Below are 18,658 nucleotides of genomic sequence, written 5' to 3' on the forward strand. Positions count from 1 at the left end.
ATCAATATATTAATAAGAAAGGCAGAATGTTTTCGTTCTGCTTTTTTTAGCATATTTACCTTATGAAAAAATTATTTGCATTTTTATTATTATTTATAGTCTCAACTAAATATACTGCACAAAATATTAAAACTGATTTCTTTGTCACTTATGATGTAGAATATCCTATTTATAAAAAAAAGAATACTGAACAATTTCTCTTATTTATAAACACTAAAGAGAATACAAGTTATTATACAAGTACAAATCAGTATGTTCTGGACTCTCTAAAAACAAATGGAAAGATAAAGAGCAATGATTTTATGGCAGGTATGAATTACAGTACAGCACTTGGAGAAGAAGTAGTAAAAAAGAATAGTACATATAACGTCTACGAGAAAGTAGTAGACGCTAAAATTAAATATATCGAACCTGTTGCTCTTAAGTGGACTATTCTCAAAGATATAAAGGTTTATTCTGGCTATAAAACAAGAAAAGCTGTTACAACTGCTTATGGCAGAAAATGGATTGCGTGGTATACGGAAGATTTACCATTAAATTTTGGTCCGTATAAATTTTCTGGACTTCCAGGTATTATTGTAAATATATATGATGAAAAAGCAGAATACTTATTTACACTCAGTCAGTTTAAAAAGAAAGTAAAAATAGTTCCGCTTCCTAAAGATAAAAGTTATAAGGAATTTCCAAAAAAGAAAACGAAAGAAATAAAATATAATGCACTTTCTGATCTTAGTGGAATGATCTTCGATGATCCTAATGAAAAACGCAGAATGGAACAATCCAACCAAAGGAGAATAAAAGAATCTCCTCAATTAGATATTGAATAATTAAGTATAAATTAAATAAAACTAACTTTAATGTTAATAGAGCATCTGTTTTATTACAGATGTTTTTTTTAATTTCTGATTATATTGCTTTACTCAAATAAATAGAAAAAAATTAGATTTTTTCTTAACTTATTAAAGTTTCTCATTACTTTACAAATTGAAGTTATTTTTATGTTAAAAGATTTTAAACCCACCCTTATTATTCTTATAAGATTTATATTTATCTATTTATTTTTATTGGGTATTTATCAAAGTTATCTAAATTATTTTACTTCTACTGGGCTTGATCCTTATTCACGATGGGTAGCATCACAAAGTGCAAAAATTCAAGATTTTTTTAGTTATACAACTACTCTTGTAGATTATCCCCAACATGAAACAGTTTGTTTCAATATAAGAAACCAATGTATTTCCAGAATGGTTGAAGGATGTAATTCTATTTCTGTAATGATACTTTTTATTTCTTTTGTTTCTGCATTTTATAAAGGTTTTAAAACAATAATTTTTATATTAATAGGAATAGTTTTCCTACATATAATGAACGTACTAAGAATAGTAGGACTTAATATTATACTTGTAGATTACAAGTCTTTTAGCAAAATATGTCATGATTATTTCTTCCCTGCTGTAATCTATGGGAGTGTTGTATTATTATGGCTAATTTGGATTAAGTTTTTTGCACTAAAGAAAGATAATAAAGAATAAAATTAGTTACCACAGATACACAGATTTTCACAGATGTTACTGCTAAAATATTACGCTTATGTGCTGCATAGCTTCGAGATCTGTGAAAATCTGTAGCGGAAAAACGTAGTCAATCAAACAATCTCAACTGTTGGTCTTTAGTCCCAGTAAAACCTGCCGTTGAAAGCTTTGGAAATTCCTTTCCTTCAAAATATTTTTTTCTCCCTATTTTAAAGGTATTATGGATCATTTCAGCAATATTCCCCTCACCCTTTTGCCTGTCAAAATATCTTTTTCCTCCAAGCTTCCCGCCCCTCATTGAACGGATTAAGTTCAAAACTTTTTGGGCCCTGTCCGGAAAACAGCTCTCAATCCATTGTACAAACACCGGTTCAACGGTATCATTTAATCTTACTAAAGTATACCCGAAACTTGAAGCTCCTGCATCTGATATTGCTTTCAGAATGTTCAATGCTTCATCACTGTTCAATCCCGGAATCATTGGCGCAATCATCACGTTAACAGGAATTTCATTTTCCGACAGGATTTCCACAGCTTTCAATTTGTTTTTTGCCGAACTGGTTCTCGGCTCCATTTTTCGCCTCAGGTCTTCATTGATTGTGGGGATACTTAAAGATACGGACACCAGATTCTGTTCAGCCATTGGTTTCAAAATATCAAGGTCCCTCAGAACCAATGCATTTTTTGTCAGGACATTTACCGGATGCCTGTAGTCCAGACAGACCTGCAAAAGTTTCCTGGTAATTTCAAATTGTCTTTCTGCGGGCTGATAGCAGTCTGTATTCCCTGAAAGTAAAATAGGGGCCGGCTTATATCCTCTTTTCCGGAAAAATTTTTCCAGCAGTTCAGGGGCATTTTTCTTTACCATAATTTTTCTTTCAAAATCAACTCCTGCACTGTAGCCCCAATATTCATGGGTAGGCCTTGCATAGCAATAAGAGCATCCATGCTCACATCCCTGATAAGGATTCATGGAATATTCCATGGGAAGATCTTCACTTTTTACCTGATTGACAATTGTTTTTGGAAAAACTTCCGTGAAAGTGGTCTTTACAGCTTCGAGATCTTCATCTTCAGGCTCATACGTATACCTGTCGAAACGGTTGATCACATTTCGCTGGGCACCTTGTCCTTTTATGATATTCTCATTCTGCATTTCTGTGTAAAATTAGAATGGAACTTTTTTAAAATAATGAGTTTTAACACTAAAGTTTTCCACAAAAAAATCCAATACCTAAAGAAAAGCATTGGATTAAAAAACTAATTAAATATATTTTTTTTACTACTTCAGTGCATAAAATTCAACACCATGATACTCATCATCATGATTTTTTCCATCAAAGTGCCTGTGATAATCTGAATAAGATTCCCAATATTTTTTATCTTTTCTATGTAAAATTTTCTTAATTCCTAAAAAACCCAGTACTGCTAAAAGGCCTACTCCGCCTGCCAGTAATACTCCAACTTCTTTTTTCATATTTTGTCTGATTTTTATGCTTTGGCTATTGCAAAAAGTGTACCCATTCGTTTCTTGTCAATTATAAATTTTGTTAACATTCATTACTTTTTTTAAGAAAAATATAAATTCATTTCGACTAAGGATTCTGACCAATAATGGTTTAATTATTGTAGTAATCTGTTAAAATATAATACAATGGAAAGTTCAGAGCAAATGGCCACATTGAGCCAGGTCATGGAAAAGATCTCTCAAAGAGGGATAACGCGGGAATTCAGAATGAATGATTCGGGCGAAATGAAATTCGAAAATTCCGGCAAAAATTACCTACCTTCCGATCTAAGCATTCTCAAAACATACCGCTTTGAAGGGGACAGCAGCCCTGATGATAATGCAGTATTGTATATTGTGAAAGACACGGACGGAAATTTAGGAATGATCATTGATTCTTATGGGGCAGACAGTAACTATTCCGGTGAAGATTTTGATGCATTTTTAAGAGATATTCCCGTTCATGAAAGTGATGAATTCAATCTTTAAATATATATAGCAGCCCCGAAATCATTCAGTTTCAGGGCTTTCTTTTTTCTTAAAGACCTTCCTGAACAATCCTTTTTTCTTTTTCTCATCCGGTGAGGCAGATTTTTTATCATGCTGTATTGAGTTGATTTCATTTTTCAGCTCTTTCACAGATTGCTTCATATCTTTTACTGCAGAAACCGTATTTTTAACTGTTTTCTCTGTCTTATCGATATTTTTCCCGATAAGGGTCTTTTTAAGCCCGCTTTCTATTCCCCGCCAGAATAAATTAAAGAAAGATTTCGTCGGGTCTCGCGGTATATCTTCTATATTGACAGCCTGGGGCAGCTTCCCGGAGTTGGATCGTACGACCAGATTGGCGATTGCAGTAAGGACTCCTTTTTTTTCACGGTTATTTTTATCCAAAATAGCTACTTTCAAATCTTTATGCCTTAGATTAAATGTACCGTATATCTTTTCCGGGTTCCCTTTAAAGTTAAAAAGCATCTCCTGGATAGTTCCCGTTGCCGTTACATGAAGATAAGGCCGAATGAAGGGATTGATTCCCTGAGCCGGAAGATTGACCGTTCTGCCTGAAATGGCAAACACGTCTCTCTGATCGGCAACATCAAAATTCCAGTTTACAGCCAAAGGTGCCAGATTCATAAAGGAGCACTCGATCCGGATATCCACACGGGTCGGTTTTCCTTTAGTCTTAGCAGAATTCAGGTTTTTTACATCCATATTGAAGTTTCCGAATGTCAGCTTTCCAGGTCCTGCACTCTCCGGAGTATCTTCTTCATAAACTAAAACGGAATTCTTTACATTCAGATGATCAACAGAGACAGGGAATGTTATGGAACGGAGCATTCTGGAATACAAAGGTTTCTCTTTCGGGTCATCTTTGGGGATCTTGCTTCTGAAAATATTGGCATCTGCCGATTGAATGGTCACATGGGATGCATTGATGAATTTATTCTGTGAAAAGAGATCCCAACTGCCGTCTGCATTTATCTGGCTTACTTTCAGATCATACAGGTCTTTTTCCACGGGTATCATTTTGATAAACTGTGCTCTCGAAATGAGAGGCTTCATAGTAAAATTACTGATCTGAGCTTTATTCTTGTTCACTTTCAAAAGCCCAGCGCTCATATTATAGAATTTTGTCCTGTAGGCAAAGTTTTTTGTGGTGATCACATAATCTTTTGTTTTTACGGCAATCCCGCCATGTCCGGATTTTTCGTTCAGCTCGATATCGTTAATAGTTGCATTCAGATCATTAAAGGCTAAAGGCTGATTTCCTTTATCATAAACAATATTTGAGTTTTTCAGGGTTACCTTTCTTATAACAACAGGAAACTGAATACCTTTTAGATTAGCCTTTCCCCGGGCTTTCTGTTCTCCGGCTTTGATCGTTCCTTTTACATTATCCACCAAAACATCCTTTACATCCAGATTCAGTTTCTTATCAATGAATTCCCATTTATTAACATTGAAGGCAACATGAGATACCGACAGATCTATCGCAGTCTCCCCGGAAACGGGCGTACCGGGAACAATTGAAACATTTCTCAGCTCTCCGCTTTTAGGGTTTAGTGCTATACTTCCCGCACTGATCGTCCTGTGATTGGAAAAAAGAATATCATTTCCCGAAAGCCGGAAGTCTTTGTATCCTACCGGGATGACTTCTTCCTGTGTTTCTTTATTAAGCTTTAGCTGATCGATATTTACATTCAGGTTTCGGGCAAAGAACAATTTATTTCCATCCGGCTTCATCACCTGAACGACAGCATTATTCAGTTTTATGTTCTCCAGATCTACTTCATAATTCAGCGGTTTATCTGATTTTTTGACCGCGGCATTGGTTGTATAGATCGACAAAACAGGGTTTTGAAAGCCGGCATTCGCTAAAGAAATTTTATTTTTTTTCAACACCACATCCGTAAATTCCATTTTCTGAATATCAATCTGGAACAGCTTTGGTTTTTGAGGATAAAACCTTTTGAATTGTTCGAAGGTCAATAGAGGGATCAGCCTGAGATTATCCACAGCCATCTGCCCGTTCGTGGTGGTAATTTTATCGATTCTCAGGACATACAGGTTATCCGGACGAAAGAAAAAGTTCTTTCCTTTAATATCATAACGATCAAAGACAACAGGTAATTTGTTTTCTACAGACTTTTCCGTCATTTGCAGGTTTTCAACAGACAGATCCAGTTGGCTCACCGATAGAAATTTTTGTTTTGTATGTCTGAAAATATTAATATTTCCGTTATTGATCCTTATGTTATCAAATAACACGGGATTTCTTTTTTTTCCCGTTTTATGATCAATAGGTTTTGCAAGGGTGACATTCAGATCCGGCCTGGCCAGCAGAAGATCCGAAGAACTGATCTGCCCTTTAAAAACAGCATCATAAATACCCAGACGACTGATCTTTAGCGTATCGATTGTTCCCTGAAGCCCAATAACATTAGTGTTTTGAGGATTTTTACTATTTACCGAGATTCCTGTTGAAATAATGTTTCCGGTCCCTATATCTACATCCAGCGTTTTATAGGAAACTTTATAATCAGTATTGTTTTTTATGTAATCGGGAAGCCGGGTTTTCAGCCAGATATTTAAGCCGAAGTTTGCCAATAAAAAAATTATTAACAAAACTCCAACTGCAATCAGTATCTTTTTAACCCATTTATTCATATTTGTAATTTGGTGAATTACATTCTAAATATATGATTAATTTTTTACATTCAAACGAATCACATATCCTTCATGTCCTCTTACATTGATAAAATCTCCACCTTCAAAACCAAGATACTGGCCTTTTATTCCTGTCAGCCGACCCGAAAATTCAGGTTTTTTATCCAAAGTAAAAGAGTTTACTTTCTCGGGCTTTTCAAACGGGTAATCAAACTTCCATAAATTTTCACCTTCACTATAGAATTTTTGGAAATCCTCGGGAAAGTATTGCTTCACCTTTTGCTGAAAATCTGCCAAGTCTATTTCTCCTTCAAAATCATCCTGAAGCATTTTTTTCCAACTTGTTTTATCCGGTACATGCTGCTTTAAAGCAACTTCTATCATTCCCGCCTCATAACGGTTCTCTGTTCTTGCGATGGGCAATGCAAATGTAGCTCCCTGATCGATCCATCGTGTCGGGATCTGGGTATTTCGGGTCACTCCTACTTTTATTTCTCCGGTATACGCCAGATACACTGTGTGTGGCTGGAGCTGAATTTCTTTTTCCACTTCCAGATCACGTTCTGCAACTCCTAAGTGGGCTGTAGAAAGCTCTGGACGGATAATAGTATCGCTGGCATAAGGGCTCTCAAAAAAACAGCTTTTGCAGAAACCCATTCTGTAGATCGGCTTATTTTCTCCACAATTCACACATTGAAATCCTGTATGCTGTATAGTAAGTTCCTTTCCGAACAATTCATTCATGTGGATCAGGTCTCCCGAAAGGTTAAGATAATATTGTATGGGTTGAGCATCATAGCTCGTCATCTTTAAAATTTGCCCTTGAAACTGCATAACTGTTCTCTTTTTTAAGTAAATTTAATGAATATTTTTTCAAAAAGTAAATTTCATATTTTTGCGCTAATAAAAAATCACGGATGATTTATCTTGTAACCGGAGGAAGCGGATTTATTGGTTCTCATTTGGTAGAACAATTGCTTAAAAATGGACATTCTGTCATAAACATTGACAACTTTGATAATTTTTACGATTATCGGATCAAAATTAAAAATACCCTGGAGTCTTTAGGCCAGTCTTCTGACTTTGATTTTTCTGATAAGGAAACTGATATTAAAAATTTGATTTCAATATCAAAATCAGATAATTACACCCTATACTATCAGGATATCCGGGATAAAAACGGTCTTGAAAATATATTCCGGGAGCATAAGATCGATCTGGCGGTCCATCTGGCGGCTCTTGCCGGAGTTCGCCCCTCGATTGAAAGGCCATTGGAATACGAGGAAGTAAACATTCGCGGAACAATGAATCTTTGGGAACTGTGTAAAGATTTCAACATCAAAAAATTTGTTTGCGCCTCTTCTTCAAGTGTTTATGGAAATAACGAAAAAATCCCTTTTGCTGAAACGGATAATGTGGACAATCCTATTTCTCCTTACGCCGCCACCAAGAAATGTGGTGAAATACTTGGTCATGTCTATCATCAGTTATACAATATTGACATGATCCAGTTACGGTTTTTCACTGTTTACGGGCCAAGGCAGAGGCCTGACCTGGCCATCCATAAATTTACCCGGCTTATTGCGGAAAATCAGCAGATCCCATTCTATGGGGACGGATCGACTGCAAGAGATTATACCTATATTGATGACATCATTGACGGGATTACCAAATCTATCCGCTATCTGGAAAACAATTCCAGGGTATATGAGATCATTAATCTTGGAGAAAGCGAAGTGATCAATTTATCCGAAATGCTTTCTACCATTGAGGAAACACTGGATAAAAAAGCCTCTAAAAAAACAATGCCTATGCAACCAGGAGATGTGCAGAAAACCAATGCCGATATTACCAAGGCCAAAACATTAATCGGGTACAAACCAGACACCCATTTCCAAAATGGCATAAAAAAATTTGTGGAATGGTTTTTGAGAAAATGACAACGGAATTGCTATAGGCAGGTTGTAGTACGGCTTGTTACATAGCATGAACAAAAAATAGTAAAAAGAATTGAAAATCAAGCATAAAAAAGTTTATTTTATAACCTATTTTTATACTTTTGCAAAAAATTAGAAAATTATGTACTGGACATTAGAATTAGCTTCATATTTAAGTGACGCACCTTGGCCAATGACAAAAGCAGAGCTTATTGATTATGCGATCAGAACTGGTGCACCTATGGAAGTAGTAGAAAACCTTCAGGCCATTGAAGATGAAGGAGAAATTTATGAATCCATTGAAGAAGTCTGGAGTGACTACCCAACGGATGAGGATTTCCTTTGGAACGAAGACGAATATTAAAAGTAATAAGCTTTAGGCAATATGCTTAAAGCTTATTCCCTTTTTTATAATATCAAATTGGCACGATAGGCGTGTTGTTAAAAACGCTTAAAGCATATTGCTTTAAGCATAAAGCAAAAAATGTATGAGTTTTTTAAACAAAGTTCTTAAGGGGTTTTTGGGAGACAAAAAAGCGCAGGACCTGAAAGAAGTAAAAAAAGTTGTAACAAAAATCAAAGCTGTAGAACCTAGTATTCAGCAATTATCTGATGACGGGTTGAGAGAAAAAACTGCTGAATTTAAAGAAAATATAAAATCTGCTTCCAGCAAAATAACAGCTCAAATAGAACAGATTAAAGAGCAGATAAAGAATTCAACCAACGTTGATGAAAAAGAAGCTCTTTTCTCAAAGGTTGAATCTCTGAAAAAAGAATCCTACGAAATTGAAGAAAAAATTCTTGGCCAGCTTCTTCCTGATGCTTTTGCATTAGTAAAGGAAACGGCAAGAAGATGGGCAGAAAACGGAGAGATCCGCGTAAAAGCCACCGATTGGGATAGAGAATTGGCTGCCACTAAAGATTTTGTTGAAATTCAGGGAGACACTGCCGTTTGGAAAAGCTCATGGGATGCTGCAGGAACTCCTGTTGTGTGGGATATGGTTCATTATGACGTTCAGTTTATCGGTGGGGTTATTCTTCACAGTGGTAAAATTGCCGAGATGGCAACCGGCGAAGGTAAAACTTTGGTGGGAACTCTTCCTATCTATCTGAATGCCCTCCCAGGAAGAGGAGTTCACGTAGTAACCGTGAACGACTACCTTGCCAAAAGGGACTCTGCATGGATGGGACCGCTTTACCAGTTCCACGGAATGTCGATCGATTGTATCGATAACCACCAGCCCAACTCAGACGGAAGAAGAAAAGCCTATAACTCAGATATTACTTACGGAACTAACAATGAATTCGGTTTCGACTACCTGAGAGATAACATGGTAACATCGCCATCCGAACTGGTACAAAGAGAATTAAACTTTGCCATTGTGGACGAGGTGGACTCCGTACTGGTAGATGACGCAAGAACACCATTGATCATTTCCGGTCCCGTTGCACAGGGAGACAGACAGGAATTTGATGTGCTTAAACCTTCTATCGACAGAATTGTTGAAGTTCAGAAAAAAACAGTTTCTACCATATTCAATGAAGCCAAAAAATTAATTGCTGCCGGAAACACAAAAGAAGGCGGCTTTAAATTACTTCAGGCATACAGAGGCCTTCCGAAAAACAGACAGCTGATCAAATTTTTATCAGAAAGCGGAAACAGAGCCTTACTTCAAAAGACTGAAGCCCAGTACATGCAGGATAACAACCGTGATATGCCGATCGTAGATAAAGATCTTTATTTTGTGATTGAGGAGAAAAACAATCAGGTTGATCTTACAGATAAAGGAATTGATTATATGTCCCAAGGGAATGAGGATCCTAACTTCTTCGTTCTTCAGGATATCGGTACTGAAATTGCAGAGCTTGAAGCCAAAAATTTATCTAAAGAAGAGGAATTTGAAGCTAAAGAAAAACTTTTCAGTGAATTTGCTGAAAAATCCGAGCGTGTTCACACGATGAGCCAGCTATTAAAAGCCTATACATTATTTGAAAAAGATGATGAATATGTGGTGATAGATGGTGAAGTAAAGATCGTTGATGAGCAGACGGGACGTATCATGGAAGGGCGCCGTTATTCAGACGGGCTTCACCAGGCGATCGAAGCTAAGGAAAATGTAAAAATTGAGGCTGCAACCCAAACTTTTGCGACTATTACACTTCAGAATTATTTCCGTATGTACAACAAGCTTGCGGGGATGACCGGTACAGCCGAAACTGAGGCTGGCGAGCTTTGGCAGATCTATAAACTGGATGTAGTGGTAATTCCTACCAACCGTCCTATTTTAAGAAACGACAGACAAGACTTGGTCTATAAAACAAACAGAGAAAAATATAATGCGGTTATTGAAGAGGTTGAGAGCTTAACAGCAGCCGGAAGGCCTGTACTTGTGGGTACAACTTCTGTTGAAATTTCTCAGTTGCTTTCAAAAGCCCTTCAACTAAGAAAAATCCCACACCAGGTATTGAATGCAAAGCTTCACAAAAAGGAAGCAGAAATTGTTGCGGGAGCAGGACAGCCGGGAGTAGTAACTATTGCAACGAACATGGCGGGCCGTGGTACGGATATCAAGCTTACAAAAGAAGTAAAAGATGCAGGAGGTTTAGCGATCATTGGTACTGAGAGGCACGATTCAAGGCGTGTTGACAGACAGCTCAGAGGTAGAGCGGGACGTCAGGGAGACCCTGGAAGCTCTCAGTTCTATGTTTCCCTGGAAGACAACCTGATGCGTTTGTTCGGTTCTGAAAGAATTGCTAAAATGATGGACAGAATGGGTCATAAGGAAGGTGAGGTTATTCAGCACTCCATGATCACCAAGTCTATTGAAAGAGCACAGAAGAAGGTAGAAGAGAACAACTTCGGGATCAGAAAGAGGCTTCTTGAGTATGATGATGTAATGAACAAGCAGCGTGATGTGATCTATAAAAGAAGAAAGAATGCCTTATTCGGAGATCACCTGAAGTATGACATTACCAACATGATCTTTGATGTTTCCCATTCTATTGTTTCAAAAGGTAAAGCAAACGGGAACTATAAGGATTTTGAATTCGATATCATTAAGAATTTCACCATGGAATCCCCTGTTTCTGAAAATGATTTCAAAAACAAAACGGTTCAGGATCTTACCAATATTCTTTTCAAGGCTGCTCAGGAGGATTACCAGATGAAACTTAATCTTTTAAAAGAAAAATCTTTCCCGATCATTGAGAATGTATATCAAAACCAGGGATCGATGTTTAAAATGATCCAGGTTCCTTTCACAGACGGCCACAAGACCATGACTATTGTTACCGACCTGAAAGAAGCTTATGAAACGCAGTGTGATAGTTTAATCAATGATTTTGAAAAGAACATTACTTTAGCCATTATTGATGAAAACTGGAAACTTCATCTACGTGAAATGGATGATTTGAGAAGATCTTCACAAGGGGCCGTTTATGAGCAGAAAGACCCGCTTGTGATTTATAAGCAGGAATCTTTCCATCTTTTCAGTGAAATGATCGACAAATTGAACAAAGAGATTATTTCTTTCTTATACAAAGGAGAAATCCCGGCTTAAGAAAGACCTAATTAAGCATACTTAAAAGCCGCGTCAACATGGTTGACGCGGCTTTTATTATTCTATGGATATTAATTTTATGATAAAAATCAATTTTATGGTTTATTTAGAATAATTAAAAACAATATATTTGCAAAAAAATTGCTTACATGAAAAACGTACTGATCTGTGCCTCCCTGTTAGGCTCTATCATAACTTTTGCACAAGAAAAGGACTCTGTAAAGTCTAATGATATTGAAGAAGTTGTAGTCAACGGAAAATATTATAAAAAATATGTGGAAAAAGAAGGATCTTCTTCTCTTCGTTTAGATGAGGAGCTTATCAAAATTCCCCAGAATATTTCTATCATTACCAACAGAGCACTGGAAGATCAGCAGGTAACAACTTTAAGCGATGGTGTTCTTAGAAATGTTGCCGGGGCGCAAAGACTTGAACACTGGGGTGATATGTATACCCGGGTAAACATGAGAGGATCAAGAGCAGCAGCTTTCATGAACGGAGTAAATGTTACTTCAAACTGGGGCCCATTAAGCGAAGATATGAGCTTTGTAGATCATATCGAATTCATTAAAGGGCCATCCGGCTTTTTAATGTCTAACGGTGAGCCAAGCGGAATTTATAATATCGTTACTAAAAAGCCGACAGGGCAGTCTTTCAACGGCTCTGCAAGAGTAACTTTAGGAAGCTTCAATATGTACAGAGGGGAAGCCGATATTGACACCAAAATCACCGATAAAGTTTTCTTCAGATTAAATTTAATGGCTCAAAACAGAAAAAGCTTCAGAAAATATGAATTTAATGACAGATATATCATTAATCCGTCTTTAAAAGTCAATCTTTCTGATAAAACCACTTTAACTACAGAATACATTTACCAGAAAGCCAAAATGTCTGAAGTAGGTTCTGCTTATGTTTTCAGCTATGATGGTTATGGTACAAAACCGGTTGATTATACGATCTCAGATCCGGGAATTGACCCAACCAATGTAGACAATCACACGGTAAACGTAAATTTACAGCATAAATTCAATGAAAACTGGAAGTTAACATCTCAGTTAAGCTATATCAACGAATATACCCTGGGAAGCGATATCTGGCCGGGAGCATTTAATCCGGACGGAACTATGGTCAGGGCTCTTTACTTCTGGGAAGCAAGCAATGTGATGAAATTCGGGCAGGTTTTTCTAAACGGATATGCTAAAACAGGAAATGTCTCTCATAAAATATTAACCGGGTTGGATCTGGGCTCTAAAAAATACTTAGCCGACTGGAATCAGGGAGGAGCCTTAGACACAATGGCTAACCCTTTCAATATCCATTCTACGACCTACACTCCGCCAAGCAACGGCTATCCGACATTTGACGGAACCAAGCCTCTGGTACAAAGGGCCACTCCTTATGGAACAATCGAACAAAACTATACCGGCTTATATGTTCAGGATGAATTAGGGTTCTTTAATGATGCTCTAAGAATAACCCTTGCAGCCCGTTATACGACCGTAAAAGAGAACTCCTATGGTACGGAAGCAGACGCTGAGAAAATTACACCCCGCCTTGGTATAAGCTATTCTATTGATCCAAACACATCCGTGTATGGTTTATATGACCAGGCATTTGTTCCCCAAGCTGCTATTTTCAGAAATGGAGAGATTGCCAAGCCAATCACCGGGAATAACCTGGAGGTAGGGGTAAAAAGAGACTGGTTCAACGGAAAATGGAATACAACTCTATCTGTTTATAGCATCCTGAAAAGAAATGCTACCACTGCTGATCCAACAAATACTGCCAATGAAAGCTTCTCCATCATATTAGGGAAAACAAGAGTTCAGGGAGTAGAATTTGACTTAAAAGGAGAGATCACAAAAGGATTTAATGCTATCTTCAATTATGCATTCACAGAGAATAAAGTCACTGAATCTAATGATCCCGCAAGTAATCCGGTTGGAATGAGAGTTCCGGGATATGCAAAACATACGGCAAACGGATGGTTAAATTATACATTTACCAAAGGTGATCTTGAAGGATTCGGCCTAAGTTTCGGAGGGACATACCTTGCTGACAGAAGTACCTGGGCATGGGCAAGTACAAGCGCACAGATAGATATGGCCGATTATGTAAAATTTGATGCCGGCCTTTCCTGGGAAAACACTAAGTTTCGATTAGGGTTGAATGTTTTCAATGTATTCAACAGATATTTATATTCCGGCTCTCCTTATGGTGCTTATTATTACTATCAGGCTGATGCACCTAGAAACTGGAGATTATCAATAGGATACAAATTTTAAAACACCCAAAAGTTAGCTGCAAACAGTTAACTTTTTGATATGAGGAAGAAACATCTACATAAAAAGAAACCTTCTTTCATCAAAAAATGGTCTGCCAAACTGCATTTGTGGTTTGGCTTATCCGTTGGTATCATTGTGTTCATTGTTTCTTTAACCGGTACTTTATATGTTTTCAAGGATGAGATACAAAACTATACACGTAAGGAAGTTCTTTGTCTCAGGAAGGAAACCATTAAAGAAAAGCCTTTATCACTCAATATTCTCCGTGAAAAAGTTGCTTCCGAAATCAATGAAGACTACCCGGTAAGCTCTGTTGAGATCCCTTTGGACAAAAATAAATCCTACGGGTTTCTCTATTATGAAAAGAATAAGAAAGCCTGGAATTATTTTGAGGAAATAAAGATTAACAAATTGGTTTACGTTAATCAATATACCGGAGAAATTCTGGGAGTGTATAATGAAAAGTATGACCTCTTCCCTATTTTAAAATCTATTCACTGGAGCCTTCTTCTCAATTCTGAATGGGGGAAATACGTGATCGGGATTCCTGTAGTAATCTTTATCTTCATGCTGATCACAGGGATCATCCTGTGGTGGCCTAAAAACAGAAATGCAAGAAAAGGCCGCTTCGGGTTTGACTGGAAGAATGTAAAAACCTGGAAACGCAAAAATTATGACCTTCACAATGTTTTAGGGTTTTACGCATCGTTTGTTGCCCTACTTCTGAGCCTTTCGGGGATCTATTTTGCTTATCCTTATGTAAAAAAAGTATTCAACCTCGCCTTATCCGGCTCCATTGACCTTCCAAAAGAAAAGGAAATCAAATCTCCGGACTCTGCTTTAGCAAAAAGCAGTGCTGTTTTTGACCTCACTGTGCAGGAAACCAAAAAGCTTTATCCGGCATCATCAAGCTTCAGGATTCCCCTGAACGGAAAAAATAAAAAAGGAAAAGAATTAAAGAACATCCCCGTCACTGTTTATCAGAAAGACGGAAGATTCAGCGAAAGAAACCAGTTGGTTTTTGACAAATATTCAGGAAAACTATTATTAAATAAACCTCATCAGAATCTCAGCAATGCTGAAAAATATGCTAATGCCAATTATGATATCCACACCGGTTCTTATCTTGGACTGTTTGGGAAGATCATATGGTTCCTGGCTGGTTTGATCTGTACTTCATTACCTGTAACGGGTTTTATGATCTGGTGGGGAAAAAGAAAAAAACAAGGAAAGAAAATACAATGAGAAAAGCTCTTTTATCAGTAGCGTGTCTGGGAACCGTTACTCTATCTGCACAAGTGAAGGACAGTTTACAAACTAAAGATGTAGACGAGATTATATTAACGGCCTCAAGGAAGAAAGAAAACATTAAAGAAATTCCGGGTTCCGTTACCATTGTCGGCGAAAAGCAGGTACAGGCTCAGCTGACCGTCAATTCAGATATTACAAGCATCCTGCAATACACGGTGCCGAGTCTGGCAACAAGCACAGGACAGACTTCAAACACAGGACAGACCCTCAGAGGGCGCCAGGTTTTAGTCCTGATCGACGGAATTCCCCAGTCTACTCCACTCAGAAACGGGGGAAGAGACCTGAGAGTAATAGACCCTTCTGTTATTGAAAGAATAGAAGTGATAAAAGGGGCTTCATCTATCTACGGAAACGGCGCAGACGGAGGGATTATCAATTATATCACAAGAAAAAGCAAATCGGATAAAAACATCTCAGGAATTTCACAAATCGGCATTACCGGCCAACCTTATGGCGGGACGTTGGGTTTCAGAGCCAGCCAGCTATTATCAGGGCAGATCACCAAAAATTTTGATTATGTTGCTTCTTTAGCCTATGAAAGGACCGGCTACCTGAAAGATGCGGACGGTGTTAACCTCAGTCCGACCTACAGCCCCGCAAAAATGGATAATTATAACGGGATGCTGAAACTGGGTTACAATATCAATGATAATCAACGGATTGAAGCATCATACATTGGTTATGCATCAAAATCCGATCTGGATCTGGGATTGAAAACAGGAAAATATGGCATCACTCCTACGATCGGTGAAGGAAGAGGCTTAAATCTCGATACCACTCCACAGGGAACTCCGAGAAACCACAACTATAAACTAAGTTATGACAATAAAAACCTGTTCCGTGGTACTTCATTAAACGTTAATCTTTATTATCAGGATTTCAGGACGGTTTACGGATATAGTGATACTTTTTTCAACGGCGGGCAGTCTAATGTAATTTCAGAAAAAAAGGGCGCAAGACTTAATTTCGACACTCAATTGTGGAATACCCAGAAATCTCAGGGAGAAGTCATTTACGGAGTGGATATCCTTAATGACCAGACTGTTCAGAAACTCGAAGACGGCCGCTACTGGACCCCGGATATGGATATGACCAATATCGCCCCGTTCCTTTTGGTTAAAATTGATCTGCTGAAAAAATTAACGATCAAAGGAGGGCTCCGCTATGAAAATATGAAAGTGAAAGTAGGTGATTTTGATACTCTTTCAACCCTTAAAGCGGATGGTACTTTCACAAAAAGCATATTTGTACAGGGCGGAAATCTGGAATACAATGCTTTAGTTGGCAACATCGGTATCCGTTATAATATTAACTCTTCCATCAATCTGTTCGGAAGTTTCTCACAGGCCTACTCTATTAATGAGCTTGGAAGGATCTTACGAACCTCCACATCCGATACGATTACCAACCTTGAAACAAAACCCATTATCGTTAACAACTATGAATTGGGTGCTACAGGACAACTCTCAAAGTGGGTCAACTATGAAGTAACATCTTATGTAAGTACTTCAAAATTAGGAGCAACTTTTATTCAAAGTCCTGACAGGGCACTCACCATCCAGAGAGCACCGGAAGTAGTATATGGAGTTGAAGGATTTTTGCATTTCACTCCTGTAAAATGGATCAATTTTGGAGGAAGCTACAGTTGGATGGAGGGTATTACTTCATTAAAAGACGATGGAGATTATTCGGCCAAGATCAATAACAGCAGAATTTCTGCCCCTAAAATCCTGGCTTATGTTCAGGTAAAGCCTATTCGGTCTTTATCTGTAGGATTGGATATGCTTCATGCCTTTAAGCAGGACAGATTTGACCCAAGTACCAAAACAGGTTTATATGTGTATGGAGAAGGAAGGGTTCCGGAGTATACTGTTTTTAATTTTAAATCAAGCTATGAAGTCAATCAAAACTGGAAGGTATCATTAGGTATTGAGAACGTGTTCAATAAGCTCTATCAACCTGCAATTTCCTGGTGGGCTGCAAGAGACAATGATTTTACCAACTCGCTTGGTATGAGAGGAACATTCATGATCGAATATAAATTTTAATTAATCTAAATAAAAATGAAAGCCCTATCTTTGGGCTTCATTTTTTTGTTAAGTATGAAGAAAAAACATCATAATAATAAAAAGAAGCCGGGTATATTCAAGAAATGGACGGGAAAACTGCATTTGTGGTTCGGGCTGGGCATTGGCTTCCTGATTTTCATTATCTCCATTACCGGGGCTTTGTATGTTTTTAAAGATGAGATTGAAAATATTACCCGAAAAGATGTCATCTATCATCATGAACAAAATATTGAACAAAAAAACATCCTTCCGATCCGGGTTCTGGAAAGATCCGTTGCTGAACAGGTAAAAGAAAAATACCCTATCCACTGGGTGAATATTCCTATTGACAGGAAGATGTCCTATATGTTCTATTGGTATGAACATGATACAACAGCATGGAATTATTTCGATGAATTCCCTATTTATAAAGTAGCCTATGTAAACCCATACAACGGTAAGGTTCTGAGGACATATGACGAAAAAAATGGCTTCTTTAATATTGTAAAAATGATCCACTGGAGTTTCCTGCTGAAACAGGACTGGGGAAAATATGTCGTTGGGATTCCTGTTATCATTTTTATCATCATGCTTATTTCCGGGATCATCCTGTGGTGGCCTAAAAATAAGGCCGCAAGAAAACAGAGATTCTCCTTCAAATGGAAAAATGTGAAAAGCTGGAAAAGGAAAAACTATGATCTTCACAATGTTTTAGGATTTTATGCGTCCATTTTTGCTTTAATTTTTTCGATCACAGGTTTATTTTATGCTTTCTTCATCGTACAGGCCATGATCTATGTGATTTTCTCAGGAGGAAATACCGTTTATCCCGACTTTTCCCATATCAAAACCAAAGCTCCTATAGAACTAAGAACAGAAACCACGTTAGATAAGATCATCAATACGGTAAAAGAAAAGTATCCTGATTCTTATGGATTTGCTATTGATTTGGGCCATGAGCACATGGACGATCATGAACATCCGAATTTTGAAGTATTTATAAAACATCTTTCCTACTCTTACCACAAAAACAGCAGTGTTATCTTTGATGAAAACTCCGGAGAGATCCTTCATACTCACGATCCAAAGGATAAAAATTTTGGAGAAAAAGTGGTCGCAGCCAATTACGACATTCACGTAGGTGCTATTTTAGGCTTACCTACAAAGATTATTGCTTTCATTGTCAGCCTGATATGCGCCTCATTACCAGTGACAGGTTTCATGATCTGGTGGGGAAGAAGAAAAAAGAAGCCTTTAAAAGCCATTTAAACTTTTTTCAATAAATCTTTAGTTAATCATATATTAATACA

Annotated in this window: 14 protein-coding genes; 10 read left to right on the forward strand and 4 right to left on the reverse strand. The window is 37.5% G+C overall.

The window, feature by feature from the left end:
* The first annotated feature begins 62 nt into the window (after nt 1-62).
* Both HNP38_RS12745 and xrtF read left to right on the forward strand, forming a co-directional pair.
* Entirely contained in the window at nt 63-827 is a 765-nt protein-coding gene (locus HNP38_RS12745) for a GLPGLI family protein (RefSeq protein WP_184190097.1), read from the forward strand.
* A gap of 171 nt (nt 828-998) precedes the next feature.
* Nucleotides 999-1,532: an exosortase family protein XrtF gene (gene xrtF / locus HNP38_RS12750; protein WP_184190100.1), complete on the forward strand. Its 534-nt coding sequence runs from the start codon at nt 999-1,001 to the stop codon at nt 1,530-1,532.
* Between the two features lie 109 nt (nt 1,533-1,641).
* Here the strand turns inward: xrtF and HNP38_RS12755 are convergent, their stop codons facing one another.
* Both HNP38_RS12755 and HNP38_RS12760 read right to left on the reverse strand, forming a co-directional pair.
* Complete coding sequence (locus HNP38_RS12755) at nt 1,642-2,688, reverse strand: PA0069 family radical SAM protein (RefSeq protein WP_184190103.1); 1,047 nt, start codon at nt 2,686-2,688, stop codon at nt 1,642-1,644.
* 126 nt (nt 2,689-2,814) lie between these two features.
* Entirely contained in the window at nt 2,815-3,009 is a 195-nt protein-coding gene (locus HNP38_RS12760) for a hypothetical protein (protein ID WP_184190105.1), read from the reverse strand.
* A gap of 177 nt (nt 3,010-3,186) precedes the next feature.
* Here HNP38_RS12760 and HNP38_RS12765 point away from each other — a divergent pair, with 177 nt between their 5' ends.
* Nucleotides 3,187-3,528 (forward strand): hypothetical protein, encoded by a 342-nt coding sequence (locus tag HNP38_RS12765; protein ID WP_184190107.1) that lies wholly within the window; start codon nt 3,187-3,189, stop codon nt 3,526-3,528.
* Nucleotides 3,529-3,549: 21 nt separating this feature from the next.
* Here HNP38_RS12765 and HNP38_RS12770 read toward each other — a convergent pair whose 3' ends face one another.
* Together HNP38_RS12770 and HNP38_RS12775 are read right to left on the reverse strand one after the other, a co-directional pair.
* Nucleotides 3,550-6,207, reverse strand: coding sequence for a hypothetical protein (locus HNP38_RS12770; protein ID WP_184190109.1), 2,658 nt, complete (start codon nt 6,205-6,207; stop codon nt 3,550-3,552).
* Nucleotides 6,208-6,243: 36 nt separating this feature from the next.
* Nucleotides 6,244-7,041, reverse strand: a complete 798-nt coding sequence (locus tag HNP38_RS12775) for a DUF2797 domain-containing protein (protein ID WP_184190111.1) — start codon at nt 7,039-7,041, stop codon at nt 6,244-6,246.
* An 83-nt stretch (nt 7,042-7,124) separates the two neighbouring features.
* On the opposite strand from HNP38_RS12775, the gene HNP38_RS12780 reads away from it, so the two are divergent.
* From HNP38_RS12780 to HNP38_RS12810, 7 genes are all read left to right on the forward strand, one after another.
* Nucleotides 7,125-8,147 carry a GDP-mannose 4,6-dehydratase gene (locus tag HNP38_RS12780; RefSeq protein WP_184190113.1) on the forward strand — a complete coding sequence of 341 codons (1,023 nt, stop codon included), beginning with the start codon at nt 7,125-7,127 and terminating at the stop codon, nt 8,145-8,147.
* Nucleotides 8,148-8,286: 139 nt separating this feature from the next.
* Nucleotides 8,287-8,508 carry a DUF2795 domain-containing protein gene (locus HNP38_RS12785; protein WP_002662059.1) on the forward strand — a complete coding sequence of 74 codons (222 nt, stop codon included), beginning with the start codon at nt 8,287-8,289 and terminating at the stop codon, nt 8,506-8,508.
* Nucleotides 8,509-8,632: 124 nt separating this feature from the next.
* A complete protein-coding gene (gene secA, locus HNP38_RS12790; RefSeq protein ID WP_184190115.1) occupies nt 8,633-11,704 on the forward strand; it encodes a preprotein translocase subunit SecA in 3,072 nt (1,023 codons plus the stop codon).
* A gap of 149 nt (nt 11,705-11,853) precedes the next feature.
* Entirely contained in the window at nt 11,854-13,989 is a 2,136-nt protein-coding gene (locus tag HNP38_RS12795; protein WP_184190117.1) for a TonB-dependent siderophore receptor, read from the forward strand.
* 39 nt (nt 13,990-14,028) lie between these two features.
* Entirely contained in the window at nt 14,029-15,234 is a 1,206-nt protein-coding gene (locus HNP38_RS12800) for a PepSY-associated TM helix domain-containing protein (RefSeq protein WP_184190119.1), read from the forward strand.
* Nucleotides 15,138-17,348 carry a TonB-dependent receptor gene (locus HNP38_RS12805; RefSeq protein ID WP_228461061.1) on the forward strand — a complete coding sequence of 737 codons (2,211 nt, stop codon included), beginning with the start codon at nt 15,138-15,140 and terminating at the stop codon, nt 17,346-17,348. Before HNP38_RS12800 ends, HNP38_RS12805 begins: the two co-directional genes overlap by 97 nt.
* Nucleotides 17,349-17,402: 54 nt before the next feature.
* A complete protein-coding gene (locus HNP38_RS12810; RefSeq protein WP_184190121.1) occupies nt 17,403-18,617 on the forward strand; it encodes a PepSY-associated TM helix domain-containing protein in 1,215 nt (404 codons plus the stop codon).
* The last annotated feature ends 41 nt before the right edge of the window (nt 18,618-18,658 follow it).

It is taken from the genome of Chryseobacterium defluvii, from assembly GCF_014204415.1.
In the GTDB taxonomy this organism is placed as follows: Bacteria; Bacteroidota; Bacteroidia; order Flavobacteriales; family Weeksellaceae; genus Chryseobacterium; species Chryseobacterium defluvii_A.

Bases quoted from the DNA above. Each gene is read 5' to 3' on its own strand.
- HNP38_RS12795 (WP_184190117.1), top strand. From the start codon at position 11,854: ATGAAAAACGTACTGATCTGTGCCTCCCTGTTAGGCTCTATCATAACT.
- secA (WP_184190115.1), top strand. From the start codon at position 8,633: ATGAGTTTTTTAAACAAAGTTCTTAAGGGGTTTTTGGGAGACAAAAAA.
- HNP38_RS12770 (WP_184190109.1), bottom strand. From the start codon at position 6,207: ATGAATAAATGGGTTAAAAAGATACTGATTGCAGTTGGAGTTTTGTTA.
- HNP38_RS12800 (WP_184190119.1), top strand. From the start codon at position 14,029: ATGAGGAAGAAACATCTACATAAAAAGAAACCTTCTTTCATCAAAAAA.
- HNP38_RS12810 (WP_184190121.1), top strand. From the start codon at position 17,403: ATGAAGAAAAAACATCATAATAATAAAAAGAAGCCGGGTATATTCAAG.
- HNP38_RS12745 (WP_184190097.1), top strand. From the start codon at position 63: ATGAAAAAATTATTTGCATTTTTATTATTATTTATAGTCTCAACTAAA.
- HNP38_RS12805 (WP_228461061.1), top strand. From the start codon at position 15,138: ATGGTTCCTGGCTGGTTTGATCTGTACTTCATTACCTGTAACGGGTTT.
- HNP38_RS12760 (WP_184190105.1), bottom strand. From the start codon at position 3,009: ATGAAAAAAGAAGTTGGAGTATTACTGGCAGGCGGAGTAGGCCTTTTA.
- HNP38_RS12785 (WP_002662059.1), top strand. From the start codon at position 8,287: ATGTACTGGACATTAGAATTAGCTTCATATTTAAGTGACGCACCTTGG.
- xrtF (WP_184190100.1), top strand. From the start codon at position 999: ATGTTAAAAGATTTTAAACCCACCCTTATTATTCTTATAAGATTTATA.
- HNP38_RS12755 (WP_184190103.1), bottom strand. From the start codon at position 2,688: ATGCAGAATGAGAATATCATAAAAGGACAAGGTGCCCAGCGAAATGTG.
- HNP38_RS12775 (WP_184190111.1), bottom strand. From the start codon at position 7,041: ATGCAGTTTCAAGGGCAAATTTTAAAGATGACGAGCTATGATGCTCAA.
- HNP38_RS12765 (WP_184190107.1), top strand. From the start codon at position 3,187: ATGGAAAGTTCAGAGCAAATGGCCACATTGAGCCAGGTCATGGAAAAG.
- HNP38_RS12780 (WP_184190113.1), top strand. From the start codon at position 7,125: ATGATTTATCTTGTAACCGGAGGAAGCGGATTTATTGGTTCTCATTTG.